At 48.3% G+C, this 17,716-nt stretch carries 16 protein-coding genes; 14 read left to right on the top strand and 2 right to left on the bottom strand.

The window, feature by feature from the left end:
- Nucleotides 1-88 precede the first annotated feature (88 nt).
- From GFC01_RS02015 to GFC01_RS01985, 7 genes are all read left to right on the top strand, one after another.
- Entirely contained in the window at nucleotides 89-1,174 is a 1,086-nt protein-coding gene (locus GFC01_RS02015; RefSeq protein ID WP_152944966.1) for a hypothetical protein, read from the top strand.
- A 55-nt stretch (nucleotides 1,175-1,229) separates the two neighbouring features.
- On the top strand, nucleotides 1,230-1,958 hold the full coding sequence (locus GFC01_RS02010; RefSeq protein WP_152944965.1) for a hypothetical protein: 729 nt from the start codon (nucleotides 1,230-1,232) through the stop codon (nucleotides 1,956-1,958).
- Between the two features lie 13 nt (nucleotides 1,959-1,971).
- On the top strand, nucleotides 1,972-3,612 hold the full coding sequence (locus GFC01_RS02005) for a hypothetical protein (protein ID WP_152944964.1): 1,641 nt from the start codon (nucleotides 1,972-1,974) through the stop codon (nucleotides 3,610-3,612).
- A gap of 10 nt (nucleotides 3,613-3,622) precedes the next feature.
- Entirely contained in the window at nucleotides 3,623-3,892 is a 270-nt protein-coding gene (locus GFC01_RS02000) for a hypothetical protein (RefSeq protein ID WP_152944963.1), read from the top strand.
- Between the two features lie 79 nt (nucleotides 3,893-3,971).
- Nucleotides 3,972-4,220, top strand: coding sequence for a hypothetical protein (locus GFC01_RS01995; protein WP_152944962.1), 249 nt, complete (start codon nucleotides 3,972-3,974; stop codon nucleotides 4,218-4,220).
- 318 nt (nucleotides 4,221-4,538) lie between these two features.
- Nucleotides 4,539-5,096: a hypothetical protein gene (locus GFC01_RS01990; protein ID WP_152944961.1), complete on the top strand. Its 558-nt coding sequence runs from the start codon at nucleotides 4,539-4,541 to the stop codon at nucleotides 5,094-5,096.
- A 522-nt stretch (nucleotides 5,097-5,618) separates the two neighbouring features.
- Nucleotides 5,619-6,035: a hypothetical protein gene (locus GFC01_RS01985; protein ID WP_152944960.1), complete on the top strand. Its 417-nt coding sequence runs from the start codon at nucleotides 5,619-5,621 to the stop codon at nucleotides 6,033-6,035.
- A 236-nt stretch (nucleotides 6,036-6,271) separates the two neighbouring features.
- Here GFC01_RS01985 and GFC01_RS01980 read toward each other — a convergent pair whose 3' ends face one another.
- The gene (locus tag GFC01_RS01980) at nucleotides 6,272-6,445 is read right to left on the bottom strand and encodes a hypothetical protein (protein WP_152944959.1); all 174 of its coding nucleotides are present in this window, start codon (nucleotides 6,443-6,445) and stop codon (nucleotides 6,272-6,274) included.
- Nucleotides 6,446-6,600: 155 nt separating this feature from the next.
- On the opposite strand from GFC01_RS01980, the gene GFC01_RS01975 reads away from it, so the two are divergent.
- From GFC01_RS01975 to GFC01_RS01965, 3 genes are all read left to right on the top strand, one after another.
- A complete protein-coding gene (locus tag GFC01_RS01975; protein ID WP_341473704.1) occupies nucleotides 6,601-6,966 on the top strand; it encodes an HD-GYP domain-containing protein in 366 nt (121 codons plus the stop codon).
- Between the two features lie 82 nt (nucleotides 6,967-7,048).
- Nucleotides 7,049-7,915, top strand: coding sequence for a copper amine oxidase N-terminal domain-containing protein (locus GFC01_RS01970; protein WP_152944958.1), 867 nt, complete (start codon nucleotides 7,049-7,051; stop codon nucleotides 7,913-7,915).
- Between the two features lie 143 nt (nucleotides 7,916-8,058).
- A complete protein-coding gene (locus tag GFC01_RS01965; RefSeq protein ID WP_341473703.1) occupies nucleotides 8,059-8,685 on the top strand; it encodes an HD-GYP domain-containing protein in 627 nt (208 codons plus the stop codon).
- Between the two features lie 205 nt (nucleotides 8,686-8,890).
- On the opposite strand, the gene GFC01_RS01960 is transcribed toward GFC01_RS01965, so the two are convergent.
- On the bottom strand, nucleotides 8,891-9,655 hold the full coding sequence (locus GFC01_RS01960) for a DUF3800 domain-containing protein (RefSeq protein ID WP_194174747.1): 765 nt from the start codon (nucleotides 9,653-9,655) through the stop codon (nucleotides 8,891-8,893).
- A gap of 278 nt (nucleotides 9,656-9,933) precedes the next feature.
- Here GFC01_RS01960 and GFC01_RS01955 point away from each other — a divergent pair, with 278 nt between their 5' ends.
- The 4 genes from GFC01_RS01955 (at nucleotide 9,934) to GFC01_RS01940 (ending at nucleotide 17,537) form a co-directional block, all read left to right on the top strand.
- Nucleotides 9,934-10,110, top strand: coding sequence for an aspartyl-phosphate phosphatase Spo0E family protein (locus tag GFC01_RS01955; protein ID WP_243137147.1), 177 nt, complete (start codon nucleotides 9,934-9,936; stop codon nucleotides 10,108-10,110).
- 197 nt (nucleotides 10,111-10,307) lie between these two features.
- Nucleotides 10,308-10,544, top strand: a complete 237-nt coding sequence (locus GFC01_RS01950; protein ID WP_152944955.1) for an alpha/beta hydrolase — start codon at nucleotides 10,308-10,310, stop codon at nucleotides 10,542-10,544.
- Complete coding sequence (locus GFC01_RS01945; protein WP_152944954.1) at nucleotides 10,516-10,944, top strand: prolyl oligopeptidase family serine peptidase; 429 nt, start codon at nucleotides 10,516-10,518, stop codon at nucleotides 10,942-10,944. The genes GFC01_RS01950 and GFC01_RS01945 overlap by 29 nt, the downstream gene beginning before the upstream one ends.
- A 263-nt stretch (nucleotides 10,945-11,207) precedes the next feature.
- Entirely contained in the window at nucleotides 11,208-17,537 is a 6,330-nt protein-coding gene (locus GFC01_RS01940) for an HTH domain-containing protein (protein ID WP_152944953.1), read from the top strand.
- Nucleotides 17,538-17,716: the final 179 nt, after the last annotated feature.

The following is a 17,716-nucleotide window of genomic DNA, read 5'->3' as shown; positions in this document are numbered from 1 at the left end:
GTAGTGAAAAGAATTAATCGATCGTCTCTATTAAAAATTTAAAAATGGAGGTGAGTGCGGTTACAGGGTTTGGTAACCGCAAACATTAATGTATAATATAGCACGTAAAATAAAAAATATAGTGCTTATTCTGGCTGTTATGGGTTCCACTTTTTTCTCAGCGATTAATCTGCCAGTAGCTTACGCCGATTATTACCAGGCATATACGGGAAGTGGAGCGACCTATCTTTCAATTAACTTTACCGGTCAAGGTTATAGTGTTACTGCTCGCTATAGCCCTAACCCTTATAATAACCCAATTTATGTGCCGGGTAATATGGGAGCTGGGTTGGTGAAAGTAAAACTACACGTAACGAATAGTCAACATAACACTTACTGGAGTAGTTATACCACTGCCACCATACCAGTATATGGCATAGATAATAATGGAAACCAAATATTATGTACAAATTTAAATTTTAATCCTAATACCGCTCCAAATTCAGATATAGATTTTGGTGAGTTTTTTTTGGGTCAAAACTATCGTGGATTCAAACTAGGCCAGCCGTCAGCTTCAACAAACGGAGACTATAATACTGGTTACGCTCATATTGAAGGTGATTTAGCTTTTGAATTTAACGCTATAATTTTCGCCTCGACCGAATCACAATTTACCACTCTATCTAATAATGCAAGTGCAGCTGCAACCAATGCAGCGAATGCTTACAACGCTGCAAACAGCGCCAAAACCAGCGCAGATGCAGCCAAAACCAGCGCAGACACTGCGGCGAGCCGGGTGTGGGACTCCGCCGAAGGCAAGTCCGCCGCTACGCTGGCGAAAGAAGCCAGAGATAAGGCCAATGAAGCTCTAACTGCCGTAAACAACATGCAAACCATCATAACAAACATTAATAATACAATTGCCACCGATAACGTGTCGCCTTCGGTTGAAGTGAAAACCCTTTCAGGGGCTACGGCGACAAGCGGTAGTTCCATACGCCTGGTTATAGCCGCGAGCGATAACAAAAGTGCAAGCCTGAATTATAATGTCAACGGTGGAACATATTCCCCTCTTCCTGCCGATGGTAAGGTTAGCGTACCATTAACGAGTCCCGGCCCGAATACAATTGTAATTGGAGTCAAAGACGAGGCCGGGAATGTTGCAACAAAGGCAATTACCATCTGGAAACTTTAATGGTTTCGCCCCGGGGTAAAACCGGGGCTTCTTTTTTTGCGAAGGGAGTGGTTTCATGAAACGGGGCATTGCAATCGGTGTTATCTGCTTGTTATTTCCTCTGGCCCTATCCGGGTGCGGCGGCAAAGCGCCGCCAACCGACACGGAAGAAGTGGTCAAAAACTACATCGCGGCTGCAAGCTCACAAAACTGGCAGCAGGCGGCGGGGTATCTCACCGGCGAGGCATTGGCCGCCGAGGGACAGAACGCTAAACACGTAAATGACAAACCGGTAACAGTTACTGATGAAAAGCTAAACACTATCTCACAGGCCGAAAACTTTGCCCTGGTGGACGCGGACATCACCGAAATGCCCGGGCACGACCGCCGGAATTATCGCTTTTACCTGGAACGAAAAGCTGGAAAGTGGCTTATCTACAAGATGGAAATGGCCGGTCCCAGTTTGCCGGCCCGGCTAAAAGAAGGCGAAATCCCGGACGCCCTGTCAGAGACACTAAGAGCTTACGTGACATCAGCCGTGCAGGGGGACTGGGCCAAAGCCAGGCAGTACCTCACCGGGCATGCCCTTATCCAGGTCCAGCGGCAGGACGTTAAAAACGTCAGGCTCCGGGGTAGCATATCCGGCTTCCAGTTGACCCCTGTGGGCACGGGAGACGGATATTTTCTCGTCCGGGGCAGTTATACCGTGGTGTATCCCAACCAAAAGCCCCTGAAGGTAGACGTAATGTTCACCGCCGCCGATGCCGCCGGGGTATGGAAAATAGTCCAGGTGGACCGGATTTAGGGAGTGAGAGGCAATGCTCAAAAAGACCGGGTTACTCATTTTTCTGGCCGCGCTGGTCCTGGCCCTTTATCACCCGCACCCGGCCGGCGCCGGCCAGGTGATCCTGGACGACAAGTTCCAGAACACCGACTACGTTGACACGGGTAAAACCACGGCCTATGTGGACACCGCCGGCGGCTACGTCTGCCTGCCGCAACAGCCCATGCCCGACGCCATAGCCATGAAACAGTTCGGCTACGAATACGCCATAGCCACAGCCGGCGGGATTAACGTCTACAGCTACGATGACGCCACGGGCAAGATGGCCCTGAACCCGGCCCTGTCCGTGCCATCCGTTACCAACGCCATCGGTGTGGCCGTAAGGCAGGATACACCGGACATCTGGGCGCTGACCAGTAATTCGCTGACCCTGTATAAATTCAACGGCTCCCAGATGGCCACGAATCCCAACCTGCAGGTGACCGGCCTGAATAACGTGCTCTCGGTCAGCTCATGGTCCAACGCTGACAAAGCGGCCGTGCTCTCCAAATCGGGCACGGTTACCGTTTATGATGCCTCCGGGGGAAGCCTGGCTCCAAGCGTAACTTTCAGCACCGGTCTGACCAACCCGGTAGCCGTGTCCGTGATGCCAGGCACACCGGACATGGTGGTTGCGACCGCAAACGCTTTTTACTATTACGTCTACAACGACGCCACGGGCAATTACGTGCAGGACAGCACCAGGACGGTGACCGGCCTCACCGGGACCTTATCAGTGAGCGGCCAGCAGACCGGGACGGCGGTGCTGAATAACTCCGGGGTTAATTATTACCTGCAAAATGACGCAGGCGGGTATAAAAGCGTAGCCGCATTGTCCGCTTCGCCTATCTCCAGCCCGGTGGCCCTTTCCATTAAGCTGGGGAGTTACGATTACGCCGTGCTTACTCGATCCGGCGTAAAATACTACACGTATGATGACGCCGCGGGAATGGTTGTGGAAAACCCGGCTTTGGAAGTTTCCGGATTGAATCTGGTTTCTTTGGGCTATTTACATCCCAAGGATTATTATTCAGTAGTTGTTAATACCGAAAGCAATTACGACAATGTGTTGCTGACGGTAAATCAAACTTTGCCACCCGGTACTTCTGTAGATTGGTATATTAGTTCTGATGGCGGATTAAACTGGGCTGCTGTGACACCTGGTAGTTGGGCCACAATTGAGTCCGGAAATCAGTTTGTTGTGCATGCAGTATTGGATACCAGTGATTCCAACGTTACTCCTAAAATCTTTGAAGTTAAGCTGGAAGTTAAGGCACTTACTGGCATAACATTATCGCCAACATCTCTTAGCGTAATTGGCGTGAACAAATTCATAGGTTCTCTGGCAGTAACGGCCAATTATTCCGACGGGAGCACGCAAGATGTGACCAATTTGGTGGCCTGGAATGTTGCGCAATATCCCACCCTTGTTCAAAGTGGAGCGGTAGTGGCTTACGTGAGCGGACCGGGGCAGGTATTCAGCGGGCCGTATGTCGGCACGGCCATAATCACGGCGGTTTATTCCATATCAAACGGTCAGAGTTTTACTTCAAATCCTTGTACCGTTACGGTGAATCCGGATATACCGCCATCCGGTATATCGAATTTTGTTCAAAACTATCGAAGGGAAGTGTGAGGTAGGGCTGATGGAATCGGACGGCGCTGTTCTGCAAAAACTCGCTTCCTGGGCGTTCTCTGAAAACCCGAAGATGCGCTGGCACGCGGTGCGCCACCCGGGGTGTCCGGGGGATCTGGCGCTCTTTTTGGTGAACGACCCCGACCCCCAGGTACGGCTGGGAGCGCTGTGCCGGCTGGTTCTATGCGGGGAAGTGGACCGCAGGACGGCCGGGAGGATGGCGGGGCGGGGCGTGCAGTTCGATGCATTGCTGGGGTTGTTCGGGCCGGTAGGCAGGTAGTTTTCTGCGGGCCGGGCACCTTTTTCGGGGGTGTTCGGCTTTTTATTTTGAAGCCACATCGAAAAGGGGGAGAACAGACATGCGCAAAGCCGTAGCGTTGCTGGTGCTGGCCGCCTTTACGGTGGTGGCCCTGGCGGTGCCGGCGTTTGCCGGGCCAATTGGCATCCAGCCGCCCAGGCTTCCGAAGAAGCCGGGATTTGTGGTGCCAAAGCCACCGGAGCCTCCGACTGAGCCGCCGGTCGTGATCGTGTCGTGGCTTAAGCCGACCCCCAAGCAGGTACCGAAAGACCCGGTGGTCAGGTCGGTGGGCAGTAAATCCTCTCCGTAATGGTCACGGCGGTAAAAGTCTTCATGGTGTTTCTGTTTCTGGAGTAACGGCCGCATGTGAGACAATAGGATGTTGCTGATAATTATGGGTAATAATGGAATAGCAATAACTACCTTTACATAGAATTTTCAAGCGTTTATAATATGGAGGGATAAACATGGAAATACTCTTACTTTCACTTTTGGGGTTATTTATATTTATATGTTATTTCTTGTCAATTTATAACGCTAATCGTAAAGATTTACAAAGGTTAAAAAAAAGAACTTATATAGATAAAATATTGAAACGCAGATAGTATGGTGTAGTATGGTGGTTCCAATGTCAGAAATAGTTTCTATAATTTTACTGCTTCTGTTGCTTGGGTTCTATGTATATATTATTTCTATTGCCATTAGAAGGGATATGGTAAGAATAGTACATAGAACCTTTTTTAAAGCGGTTAATAGTATCTTTTCCACCCTTGCAAATGAAGATGAGTATATAAAACAAATTAGCATGAATTACAAAAAATTATCAGAAAAGAATCCAAACTTATCCAATGAAACAAAAAGTTTCATTGATTTGTTGGAAGAAATGGTTTTCCAAATAGATACATTAGATTCTAAGAAATTTAAGAAAATATATAAAATAGAACCAAGTAATGATATTAGAACCAAAGCTTTAAAAATTATTGATGATGCGCGAGAAAAAAATCCATTTGTATCTCTTTCAAGTAAAGAAGCCAATTTATTAATAAGTTTGAGGAATGCTATCGAGTCTAATAACATAGATTTGGGAAGGTTAATGTTAAAACAGTTGGCTGATGAACTCGAAATATTAGAATCTAATATCAAACAGCGGTTGACCTGGCCGCTACTAACGAGATGCAGATGCTGATGAACTCGAAATATTAGAATCTAATATCAAACTGCAAGATAAAAGGAATCGTTATACAAATATAATGGCGATCGTTGGAATGGTTTTAACTATTGTGTTTGGTATCATCTCTTTAATTAAATAGAAACAGGACTCATTTTGTTCTTTACTATTTTAAGGATGGCCATAATTGTGCCGTTACTACTGCCGAAGGAGCCAGTGAGCAGGCCGGTGGGCAGGTAGTTTACCAAAGGCCGGGTATCCTTTTCTGGGGGTGCCCGGTTTTTGTTTTTTTGAGTCTGCACTGAAAGGGGGAAATGAACAGAGTGAAAAATGTTATGTTTTTCGGGGGAACGGACAGTGGCATGAGACTACATGCCTCCGGGTAATGTGCTCCAGAATGGATAACAGTGAAAGGATTGTAGTACCGGAAAATGCCAGCGAGTTGTCGTTAGCAAATGAACCAGATCGGGCTATTGTCGGTGAAATTCGCGGGGAAGTAGAATATGAAAAGTTATTTAAAAAGAGAAAGGGGTTACTCACATGAAGAAAAAGCATTTCATTTTCGTCATTTTAGCAATTATGTTGTTGGCGGTTAGCTGCAACCAGACTAATCAAGCAGCCGATCAAATGACTATTGAACAAATGGCCCTGCAGAATTTTAAGCCACTATTAGAATTAAATCCGGTTGTAGCGGATAATTTTGTAGACAAGGAGAAGGTGCAAGCAGCTATTAATGCAAAACAAAAATATTATCGTGATAATGGTATTTCCAATGTAGCAGTGAGCAATGTTTCGGTGGTTAAATCGAACATACAGGGCAACGAGGGGATTGTTGATTTAAAGTACGACATAGCTTATATGAAAAATGGCAAAAATTTTTCCTTAAAAGATAAAGCATTTACACTTAATTTCGTTAAACGAAGTAATAAGTGGTTAATGGAAGACTTCTTGGAATAAGTTGTTTGTGCGTTTAATCTTAATTTCAATTCGGGTATTTGATAAATCTGGAGGTGCTTTAAAAAACGACCAAATATCACCCCCTATCTTTTCTTGTGCAGTTTCTTTGGGTCCGAGAACTAGTGACGGGAAAGTTTTGGAATAAAGAACTTTTCCCCTAGAATTAACAAATTCAATTTCTGGCACGAACGAATGTATTTTTGAATCATTATTTGTAATATCAACTATAATTGAATTCAGGGGAAAGGCAATGGACTTGATTCTCCTGGTTCTACTTGCACCGATATGAAGCTTTGAATTTTACTTGAAACATAATAATTTATTGCAGCATATAGTCCGTAGACAACAAGAAAAATTGCAACAATAATAGCAACGAATTTAACCGTATAGTTATTGATATCCAGCTCCATAAACAATTCCACCCTTTCGCGTAAATGCTCAATTAAAGATAATTTGATGCATAATTTGTTAATCCTTCTTTGTATGACGTTAAAATTTGCGACAAACCATGTCTTTTCTCGACATACCCAGACACCGCACCTGGTTCTTCTTTAAGTGAGCTGGAGTGAGAATTGATGGCCAGCACCCGGTTATCGGCTCCCAGCTGGTGGAGCGGTTCAACGAGGAACTGGGTCTCGGCGAAGAATTGCCCCTGGTAGTGGAGGCCGTGCGGCACCACCACGAGCGGTGGGACGGCACGGGATACCTGGACGGGTTGAAAGGGGAAGAGATACCCTTTCTGGCCAGGGTGCTGGCGGTGGCGGACGCCTACGACGCCGTGACGGCCTGGCGGCCCTATAAGGGCGCGATTCCAGAGGAAGAATCCCTGCGGGAAATAGCTCGATGCGCCGGGAGCCAGTTCGACCATGAGCTTGCGATGACTTTTGTTGTTGTGGTCGGTGGCTGGAAGCTTGGGTTAACAAAAAATTAACATTTCTTTTGTGAGCATCACCCAGGAAAAACGGGTCGATTTTCGTATAAAAACACAAAAACTGTAAAGGAGAGTGGTAGATTTGCGCAAGCTGTTGTCTCTTGTTGTTGTGGTCACCCTGTTCCTCTTCCCGCTGGCCGCTTTCGCCGACCAGGGGACTCCTCCGGACAACGCGGCGGGGACGTCCACTTTATCTGACCAGAGTGTATCCGGAAGCGTTTATGAAGATAATCAGATCGATGAAGATGATCAAATCGATGAAGATGATCAGATCGATGAAGATGATCAGAGTGTATCCGGATCTGTTTATGGGGAAGATCAGATTACAAAGCTCAAAGAGGAGTTTACTCAAGCCGTCCAGAACAACAAGTGGGGCGAGGCCGCGCGTATTCTGCAGAAGCTCCGCGGGCTGGAAAAGAAAGATAAGGTACAGACCGAACTCAACCAGCTGAAAGAGCAACTGATCGCCCAGGTGAACCAGGGCGACTACGAGGCAGCACTGCAAACAATGAAAAAGATTCTCAAAATAGAGCACAAAGGGTGGGCCTACAAGCAGCTGGGCCAGCTTTACAGAACCCTGGGCAGGGATGACCATCCCCGCGTTTTCGCCAACGGGGCGGAGGTTCAATCGGATGTTGCTCCAATAATTAAAGACGGCCGCACTTTGATCCCGCTGCGGGCGGTGGCCAACGCTCTGGGCATCGGCAACGAAGCGATCTCCTGGAACCAGCAGGATAACTCGGTCACGATCAACAACGATAACACGGTCATCAACCTGCCGGTAAACAGCCCGACAGTGACAGTCAACGGGAAGGCGCAGAAAATAGACGTTCCCGCCGTGATGCACGGCAACCGGGTGATGGTCCCTCTGAGGTTCATCAGCCAGGTCTTCGGCAAACCCGTCCAGTGGTACCCGGATGGGCGGATAGCGGCCATCGGGGCGCAATAGTGCGCAGCAAACGGCCAGGTAGTGGCAATAGACTAACGGTTCGATTAGCTACAAAAAAAGAAACAGAGCCGGGTGTACCTTTCCGGGGTGCCCGGCTTTTTATTTTTGTGACAAATTACTGGCTAAGAAAGGTGGTTTTGCAAGTGCGCGCGCTCATCCTTCGCCGCCCGGGCCTGCCCGGGTGGCTGTCCGAGATGTTGAGGTATCAGGGGCCAAACAGGCTGGCCATCCAAATGCTGGCCTGGCACGAGACGCTATATTACCACGCCATCGCCACGGCGGTGTACGCTGAAGCGGTAGGCCGGGCGCTGGGGTATACAGGGGAAGAATTGGAGCAATTGACTCAGGCTGCTTTCTTCCACGACTGCGGTAAAATCACGTGGCCTTCGGCACTGGTAAGTAAAGCCCGTTTGAACAACGACGACCGTAAGCTGGTTAACGCCCACCCCATAGCGGGAGAGTATTACCTGCGGGAGTACTGGCCTGACGTGCCGGACACTGTATGCCGGATAGTCCGGGAACACCATGAACGTGCTGATGGAGACGGGTATCCGAACGGCCTGAAAGATGGGCAAATACACCCGCTGTCTGTCATCGTCGCGGCGGTGGAAGTATTCACGGCGTTGACGGAGCACCGGCCCTACCGGGACCGGAGCTTCACCCGGGCGGAGGCCCTGGCGGAACTGGAGAGGCAGGGTTTCCCGGGGAAGGTGGTCCGGGTGCTGGCCGGCATAAAGGAAATGGCGGTAGGGAGGGTGGTGGGAAAATAGTTAACACTAGTGTTTTGAACGGTTCTTAGTCCCGGTCCTATGACAATTATAAAAATAAAAAAACAGACCCCAGGAAGAAGGAACCCACGCCAAAGACGCTGCCGCCACTGAGGCGACCTTCTATTAACCCCGCGCTAGTCTGTTTACTAGTATTATATCATAATGCGCTGCATTGTAAACGCCTAATATTGTCGAAATTTCCCGATTATACAAGTTCTTTTAGCCAAGGATATCTTTCCTGGAGAATTCGACTGTCTCCTGAATATGGAAATAATTTTAAACCATAGCTGAATAAGTTCCCATTTCTAATATATAGAAAATCTTTCAGCTCCATTATATAGGATGTTTCGATGTTTCCATAATCATCAGGTTCCAGAGCAGCGTATACGGAACTTACCAAACTGTCAGCAATCTGAAGGTTTTTACTTTGACTTTTATTTAGAACCTGCAAAGACATTATCATGTCCTTTCTTATTTGACACATAGGATCTTTCAATAACTGTTGAACATAATTATTTAAGTGGTCATAAGATGTATTACTTCGGTTTTCAAATATAAGGCGAACTTTTCTTTTATAGTCATCTGCCAACCAAGTTACTCTTTCAAGTAAATACCGAGTAATGTAGTTATACAAAAACTGTTTCTCGTTTTTTAAAACCCCGTTCTTAATCAAATCCGGTTTATAAACACCAGTTATTATCAGTCTAAAGTGCCCCTTTTCCTTTATTTCTTGAATCGCAACCTTCTTCTTTCTATGGCTTAATTTGCAGAAGTGTAATGGCTTTAATTTATTTCCATATTTGATCCTATCCTTAATTTTATTTATAACAGAAGCCATTTCGCGATCAAATTCTGCCGGTACTACAAGAGCTCCGATTACAAACCAACGGCTGCTCAGCCACTTATCAGCAATAACTTTAAAACCTTCGTCGCCAGCCTCGTCAATATAAACATTAAATGCTTTTCCCATAATCCCCCTCCTATTTTTAAAGTTTAGCATCAAGATTGTTTAATGGCTACAATTTTTTTTCGACAAAGTTTTTAAGGGTAATCGGAAAACGATGGTATTCTGGCTTTTCAGGGTCTTGCACTGGCGCCGGGGAAGGTACAACCTGTTGGAATCTTCGAGTTCTCGTGCAGGAAAGCCCTGTCGATCCGACACCGTTCGACAGGTTTTTTTCTTGACGCATTTCCCTGAAAGTGGTTTCATTGAATTTGGTGCAAATTGGCGTAAGGAGGAAATTATTGTTGGAACTCGGCAAGGTGATTCTGCGGCTGGAGAAGGCCAGGAGGGAACTGCTGAATACCGACCCCGGCGACAAAGAAAAGCTCCTGGCAGTCAGCCGGAAGATGGACAGGTTGATCGTAGAGTATTACCGGGCGAAGCACGGCCCTGAAACAACGAGGCCGGCAGCAGGAAGATAATTATTTCCATTCCAAAGCAGGAACCCGCTCCGGAAAGTAGAAAAAATCAGGTAAATACCTTTGGTGCGGGGGTGTTGTAAGATGCGCAAAACAGCCGTTCTAAGAACGGTGCAGAGGGTTTCCCTTCGTTTTGATTAAGCCTAAGGAAGGTCGTTTTGTTTTTTGCGGGTATTTTGCGTGTACAGGAAAGTGACCGTATGAGAAAAATACAAATTGATCTGCCCGGTTCCGGTCTGGTCCTGGAAGCTTTCCTGGACCTGCCGGCTGTTCCTGGTCCCTTTCCCGGAGTAGTGCTATGTCACCCCCATCCCCTCTACGGTGGCAATATGAATAACAACGTCATCCTCGCCGTTAGCCAGGCTTTGACCAGTAATGGAATAGCCAGCCTGCGTTTCAACTTTCGCGGTGTGGGGCAGCCAGGGTTGCTTTGCTAACGGAATCGGGGAACAGGAAGAAGCGCAGGCGGCCCTTTTATTGCTCGTAAACCAGGAAGAAATCGACCCGTCCCGGATCGGCATCATGGGTTATTCCTTAGGGGGAATGGTGGCCCTGGCAGTTGGTAACATCAATGATGTAGTTCGGGCCATCGCGGCCGTTTCCCCGGTTATCCCTGCCAACGTGCTCAAGGAATGCACCAAACCAAAGTTGATTGTTACTGGGGCGGAAGATAATATAATTCCCCCTTCCTCGGTCTTAAAGGAAACTGCTGGTATGGCCGAACCAAAGATTGTTGAGCTGATTCCCGGGGTTGATCACTTCTGGTGGGGATACGAGGCTAAGGTTGGGGAGATGGTGGCTGACTTTTTCACCCGGGTATTAGCAAATAGTCGATAAAGGGTAGTACTACTTTTTTTGAAATCTGCTTTTGTTTCTTCATTCAGGCAAATGCGTAATTGTCAGCACTGTCATTTCCCGAATCCATGCTAATACTATGATACGATAAAAATGAATACTGATGATAGGCAAACATTAGAAATTAATTCGCACGAGGAATCAAAAACTGTAGATGAGATCATAAAAGAAAAGAGTATTGCTACCTTCTATTCAGTATACTTGCGTCATCGAACCCCTGTGGTCATGGGGAGGTTAGATAGCGTATGTTGCCACCTGGGATTAGGCAAGGTGAGCAGCCTCCGTACCATCGACTGGATGAGTACCTCTTTCAAGATATGTGCTGTGACCTTTTTCAAAAAGAGCCGGAAATCAAAGCATGTAGTCCATATGGGACTCGAGGACAGAAGCAAAAAGGTATAGATCTGCTTGCCATCCGCCGTGATGGGAGTATCGAGGTGGGTCAATGCAAGAAATACGAACGGTTTTCTGCGAAGGACATTGTGGAAGTTTCGGATGAGTTCTTTAGCTATTGGGATCACTGGAAAACTGAGGACGTGAAGAGGTTTATTCTATTTGTATCTTGTCCGTTAGACAGGGTGGAGCAAGTAGATGAAATCTTGTGCCAAAGAGAGCGTTTCAAAGAATTTGGTATCGAGTACGAAGTTTGGCATAGCCGAGTCCTAACTACGAAGTTGGCGCTTCATCCAGACATCGTATGCAGGTATTTTCCTCCTGCGGAATATTGGGTGTCTTATATCTGTGGTCCTACTGCTGTGCCGTTAGTTACTCAGAGTCGGGCATCCGTAGTCATTTCTGAGATTCTCTCGAACCAGCTAACGCAATTATCGGACCGTTTGGCCAGTGAAATTCAATCTCAACTCGAACGGATGAGAGCATTGTGGCGACAAGGTAGGCGTACTGAGGCCCTGCAATGGGTAAGAGATGTCAAAGAAGACACCCATGTTTGGGTGGCACTTCCTGCGGATTTGTGGGCGCGGTTGTTACGTTTCGAAGCCAGCATAGAACTGGAGCAAAGGGCTGACCTCTCCCATGTGAAACAACTAGCGCTGGAAGCAGATGCCCTGTGTGCTTCTATTGAAGGATTGAGGCTAAAAGCTTTAATAACCTATAGAGAGAAAGGCACTGCGGCGGCGGTCCAAACCTTAAAAGGGCAAGAAGATGTGGACACTTTGAATTTAATGGCGGCTCTTCTCCTGGAGATGAACGAGTATGATAAGTGCTCCCAGGTTATAGAGCACATCATGAGTCGGTTTGTCCCAAATGCAGAAACCTACCGAATGCGATCCCTTTTGAACCTCTGTCTTGGAAACCTCGCCCAGGCCAGGTTGGACGCCCAAGAGGCTCTTAACAGGGAGCCATACTGGCGCTCTATTCAGATGGCGGCGGCCATGGTTTACTATTACAGCGCGATGTCTGCTTCGGCGATGCCGCGTGGTATCCTATTGTGGCCTGAACCTGTAGCTTGGCAGCTTATTCGTCGCGACAACGAGAGCCTACAATATCTCGAGAGTGCCTCCCAGCTTTTTGCCTCACTTTTGGGAGCTGCGGAATTGGATGTGGAAGAGCGGCGCCGCCTCCAGGCCTGGAGGTTAGCCTCACTGGCAAACCATCCCCGGCTTCAGAAGGAGACGCAGGATTACTGCCGGTCCGTGCTAGAAGATGACCCATCTAATGCCTACGTTGTCGCTTGGGCCATTAACCGCAATATGGCAGTTGATTTGACAGCTAGTTTGACAGCGTTTGAGGACCTCATTAGGGAAGGACGGGCCAGTCTCCTTCACATTATCATCGTTGTGAGCTTTTACCTTTCAAATGGTATGGGGTCGAAGGCCTTGGAGTTGCTTGGTACCACCAGAAGTATCTTCGAGCAGAATGATGCGGAAGACCTTTGGGTCATTTGGAAGTGCCGTTCTTTGGTTGTTGACGGTAATCTAGATGAAGCATTAAAAATGGTGGATTTACTGAAGGGTCCCCACTACGCACGCATTGCCAATATTACTGCTCTTCGAGCGCGGGCATCGGAAAAAGGTGACTGGCAGTCACTTATTGATTACCTTGAGCGTTGTTTTTCTGTTACCGGGGACGGTGTTTTTCTGCTGGATTGTTGCGAGATAAAGGCCCACCTGGGAGATTGGACCTACGTGGCGGATCGCTCAGCCAAGTTGGTTAACCATGTTAGCACTGCAGACACCGTTGAACTGGCAGCCCAAGCCATGTTCAAAGCCGGCCGCTACGCGGAATGTCTCACCCTACTTGATGGGTTCAAGCATTATTTCACAGATTCAAAATTACCGACCAATTTGAGACGGATTAGGGTGGAATGTCAGCGGCTGCTCGGTATTTTACCTCGTGCAGTAAGCGAAGCAGAGGAGTTAGCGTGGAGCGATCCCGCTATTCCTAACCTCCTCGCCCTGGCTCAGGTTTACTTTACTTTAGGTGATTTGAAGGGTGTCGCATTAGTAGCTCGGCAGATCGAGTCGCGCTCCGATTCCGCTCCGGAACACTGCTTGCGCTTAGCGCGTCTCGTTCAGTGGGACGATCAAAATTTGGCCGTGTCATTTTGGAGAAAGGCAGCCAACTCTCCCTGTCTTCCGGATGAGCTGGTTGGGGAAACTGTTGCTTTGGGGTATCAACTGGGTTTGGATGCAGAGATGGGTCATCTTGTCAAAAGAATGGTTGCCCTTGGGGAACAGGCTAAGGGAGGTGTCCAGAAGAAGTCGATCGAGGACTTGGTGGCCTTTATTGACCAGCAACGGGAGAACCTGAGCAGAGTGAATGATTTGTACCGAAACGGAAAGATTCCAGTTCATCTAGCGGCAGAAGCACTTAACATACCCCTGGTCAGAATATATCATATAATGTTACGCGAGAATGAACAGCGTCTTTGCGCTTATGAATGTCAGCCGTTGTTCTGTCACCATGGGGGTAGAACCATCGGCTTGGAAACCGACAACCCAATGCCTCAATGGCGTCTGCATATGGATGTTACCGCCGTCCTTCTTGCGGTTCACCTTGAAGTCCTAGAGAAAGTTGAAGATGTATTTAGACCGATTAAAATTCCTGCCTCGCTCGTTCCATCACTTGTTGCCATGAGAGATAAAGTCACGCCGCATCAGCCCTCTCGCGCTGCGGCCTACCGCCGTATCCTTGACCTCATTCGTGAATCTAAGATAAGAACCATTGACCCTCCTAAGATATCTGAAGCCGACTCGATTTTGGTTCAAGAGTTAGGCTCTGAATGGGTAGCCTTGTGGGAATATGCTCGAAAAAATGATGGCTATTTAGTGGACTTCCTTCCGCTTAGAAAACGAGACCTTTCTGGGCATCCAACGGCGCTACCCGAAGATGCAGGGATGACATTGATTAATTGTAGAGCAGTGGTGGAGTCGCTCAGGCAGTTCGGGCCGCTTTCTGAAGATGAGTATTTCAGGGCGTTAGACGCCCTTGGAACGGAGGGGCTTGGTGCGGATGTCAAGGTCGTGCCCGCTCAACATAAAACGTTGGTCCTAGATATCGCAATTCCCGAGACCTTAGCAGAAGCTGGATTGATTGAACTAGTTTGCGACCGCTTTGACGTTGTCATTAAAGAAGAAGAAGCGAGGCGCATTGAGGCTGCCTTACAAGAATATGAGACGGTGCAGGAGGTATCGAATTGGTTGGGAGGCATTATCGGGAGAATAAATCGTGGACTTAGAAACGGGGTGTACGAAGTCATTCCGACTGTTGGACCTGAAGAACCCAGAGATAAGGAGATTCAAATGACGTTAGAGCTAGACAGTCTCTATTCATTACTTCGGTTTGAGCCCCAACCAGGGGATGTCATTTGGGCGGATGACCGGGCCTTGACCAGCTACCGGCACCGCGACGGCGGAGTACCAATTATCGGAATTATAGAAGTGTTAGATGCCCTGCTCGGTGCAGGCAGGCTTGATAAGAAGGAATACTTTGGTTTGCTCACAAGGCTGCGTGCGGCTAATGTGCGCTTTATACCCTTGCGTGCCTCTGAAATTTTGCATCATTTGATGCAAGCTCAGGTCCAGGATGGAAAGGTAGTGGAGACTCGGCAACTCGCCATTCTTCGGCGCTACGTAGCTAATTGTCTGGCGAATGGGGCTGCGCTACAACGCCCAGTCGGAGGCCCGGCCAACCCCGGAGAAATCCCGTTTGTCTTGAACCTTGGCCGGGAAGTCACAGATGCGATAATATCACTATGGGAAACGGCCGATGCTGACCTCGAAGCATACCAAGCGCGGGCAGACTGGATTATGGAATCCCTCTATCTAGATTATTTGGCTCGTGCCTCACTAATTGGACTAACCCTCCCGAACGAAGATATATACATAGCAGCCTTGGGAATAGCTGACTTGTTGTTGGCAGGTTTATCTTTGGGGGCTAGAGATAGGAGTGAGCGATATAGTGCCCGCCGCCAGTATTTCGCGTGGTTGGAAACTCGTGTACTCCGAAGCCGCTTTACAGCCGAGCCGCGTCTTATAGCGGCAGTTGCGGAAGTGCTCAAGAAAATGCTTAACCGTTTAGACGAGCCGCTGGACGACGATATGGAATTCGCCCGGAAATATGTCGTTCAACGCTTTTACGAGGACCTTCCGGAGCTTCTGAGGGAGGAGTTGAATCGTGACCAGGAGTTTATTGCCAGCATAGGAATTAGAGTTTTCCCGGTAGTGGAAATCGGCCGGGTGAAATTCGAAATTAACGAATTCGTTCGAGCCGTAAGTGAAGCGATCAATGGCCGCCCTGGCACTGCCAAAACACTAGACCCATCCGAGGCAGAGGTGGTATTTGAGCCGGATACCGATAGTCCATTCTCCTGTATTGTTATTCATCCTCGGAACCGTCAACCGGTTCCGGTCAGGGATGAGATATTCGAGCTGCTAAGTGAAAACCCGGCAGAAAGAGAGGCAGTACTTCGACGAAACCGCCAATGGTTTGACTGTTCATTTGAGGAATTTAACAAAGTGGTGGCAGAAATCGCCACATTGCGAGCCCCTCAACGGCGGCTCGAGGAAGCAGAGAGGTGGCGGAAGACTTCTATTAGTGTTTACTATCAACGCCTGCAGGAGACTTTGTTTAAGCGTCGGGGGTTAGCCAGAAGTGACTTAAATCTGCCCCCTGCAGACCGGTTCTGCTGGTATTTCAGACTTCCTCCGAATACCGGGAACGGTGAAGAGTTTCAAAAGTCGTTGTACCAGGCTGCCGAGGAGTTGCTTAAAGAGAGTGAACTGATCAATGCGCTTGAAAGGTTCTGCGCTTTGCCGGTGCCTTTGCCCTTGACTCTCGTAGAGAAGGTCCAGCGTCTCGACCCCTCGGAACGCCATCAACTTGTGAAAACACTCCTGAAGTCGACCGGCTCGCCTTTGTCGAGGATACATTTGCTGAGGATTCTATCAGTTTGTAGTGAGAAGCGGTATTTACGGCTGGCACGCCGCATTATGGTTCGTATGTTGGGAGACACTGGCGCAGCTGAGTTCAACGCCTTCCAGGCTGTTTTGGACTGGGTCGAAGCCGAAACCAGTGCGTGGTCGGCTGGTGGTCTGTCCAACCATATCCGGTTAGCTATGGTTTGGGCACATGCACATTTCCTATATATCGTGGTTGTCGGTGCAGGAGCACCTACCTCATGGGTTACCGAAGTATTCAGGAACTTGTCCGGCACTTCATCTCTCGAATTATTCCGTCGTGAGCCGAGTTACTGGTTTGACGTCAGTCACCCGCGTCAAGTGAACCGCACATCGTTCCTCCTTTCCGGTTTTGCTTACGCCCTTGGAGATTTGGCTGACCGCCTAATGAGTTCTCAAATTCGAGAGCGCTTAGTTGCTATGGCTTGTGTTCTCACCGAAGAGGTACAATTGCCGTCACCTTTCATGTTGCGAGATTCAACTCGGTGTCGGGATGCTCTAGGTTCTTTCCTAGGTGGCGACAGGGGGCAGACACTGAGATTCCTGCTTGGTCAGGAGAAGGCTGAGTTGTTGTCGAGTAAATCAATTCGCTCCACCCTAAACCTCGCTTTGAAAACCCTTGGTGCTGAACCAACGAGCACTGTTGCGTGGGCGATAGTCCTCAATATACTTAAGTGGGGTGCGCTTTATGAGGATGTGGTCCCCCGTCTGGTGGAACTTTTTAAGGGTACCGATTACACTGACCTTTATAAACGTGATGCAAAGTGCGGTCTTATTGCCTTGCGAGCAGCTACATTTCAGATGGTCTCAATTCGGAACGAGGAGTTGAGAACCCACCTAATTCAACAGATCCGAGAAGTAGCCGCATGGTGCAGCAAGTCCAAGAGGCAAGCACCGAAAGCACCGAAGATTGCTGACGCTGTGTCAACTCGTGAGGTTGGACTCAGCCTTTTGGAGTGTGCTTTAAACGTGTGTCTCGGACAGGAAACAGATGAGCAGGTCATCACTTCTTTTGTGGAAGTAACGTCAATGATAATGCACGCATGGCCGCTGTTGCGCAGGGAGTATAAGGACATTCTAGAATTGCTCTGTCAACGGTTGCCAGTGTCGGCCTGTAAGCCCATTTGGAGGTTGATTAACCTGGCTCGCACTTTCTAGCGTAGAGTTTCGGTAAATTGGTTAACTTTGTGGTAATGATGAACCGAGGCCTGTAAGCTAGAAAGAGGCTGAACAAGCTGGAGGAAGCAATGAGGTTATGTGCGGTGCCATATAAGGCAATCGGGTTCCTCGCTAGATCGTGTGGGCGTACAAATGTACCCAAACTAAAAAAGGAAATA

The sequence above is a fragment of the Desulfofundulus thermobenzoicus genome (genome assembly GCF_009428905.1).
Classification (GTDB): domain Bacteria; phylum Bacillota; class Desulfotomaculia; order Desulfotomaculales; family Desulfovirgulaceae; genus Desulfofundulus_A; species Desulfofundulus_A thermobenzoicus.
The sequence above is the reverse complement of the archived record's forward strand: the minus strand, read 5'-3'. Positions and strand labels throughout refer to the sequence as shown.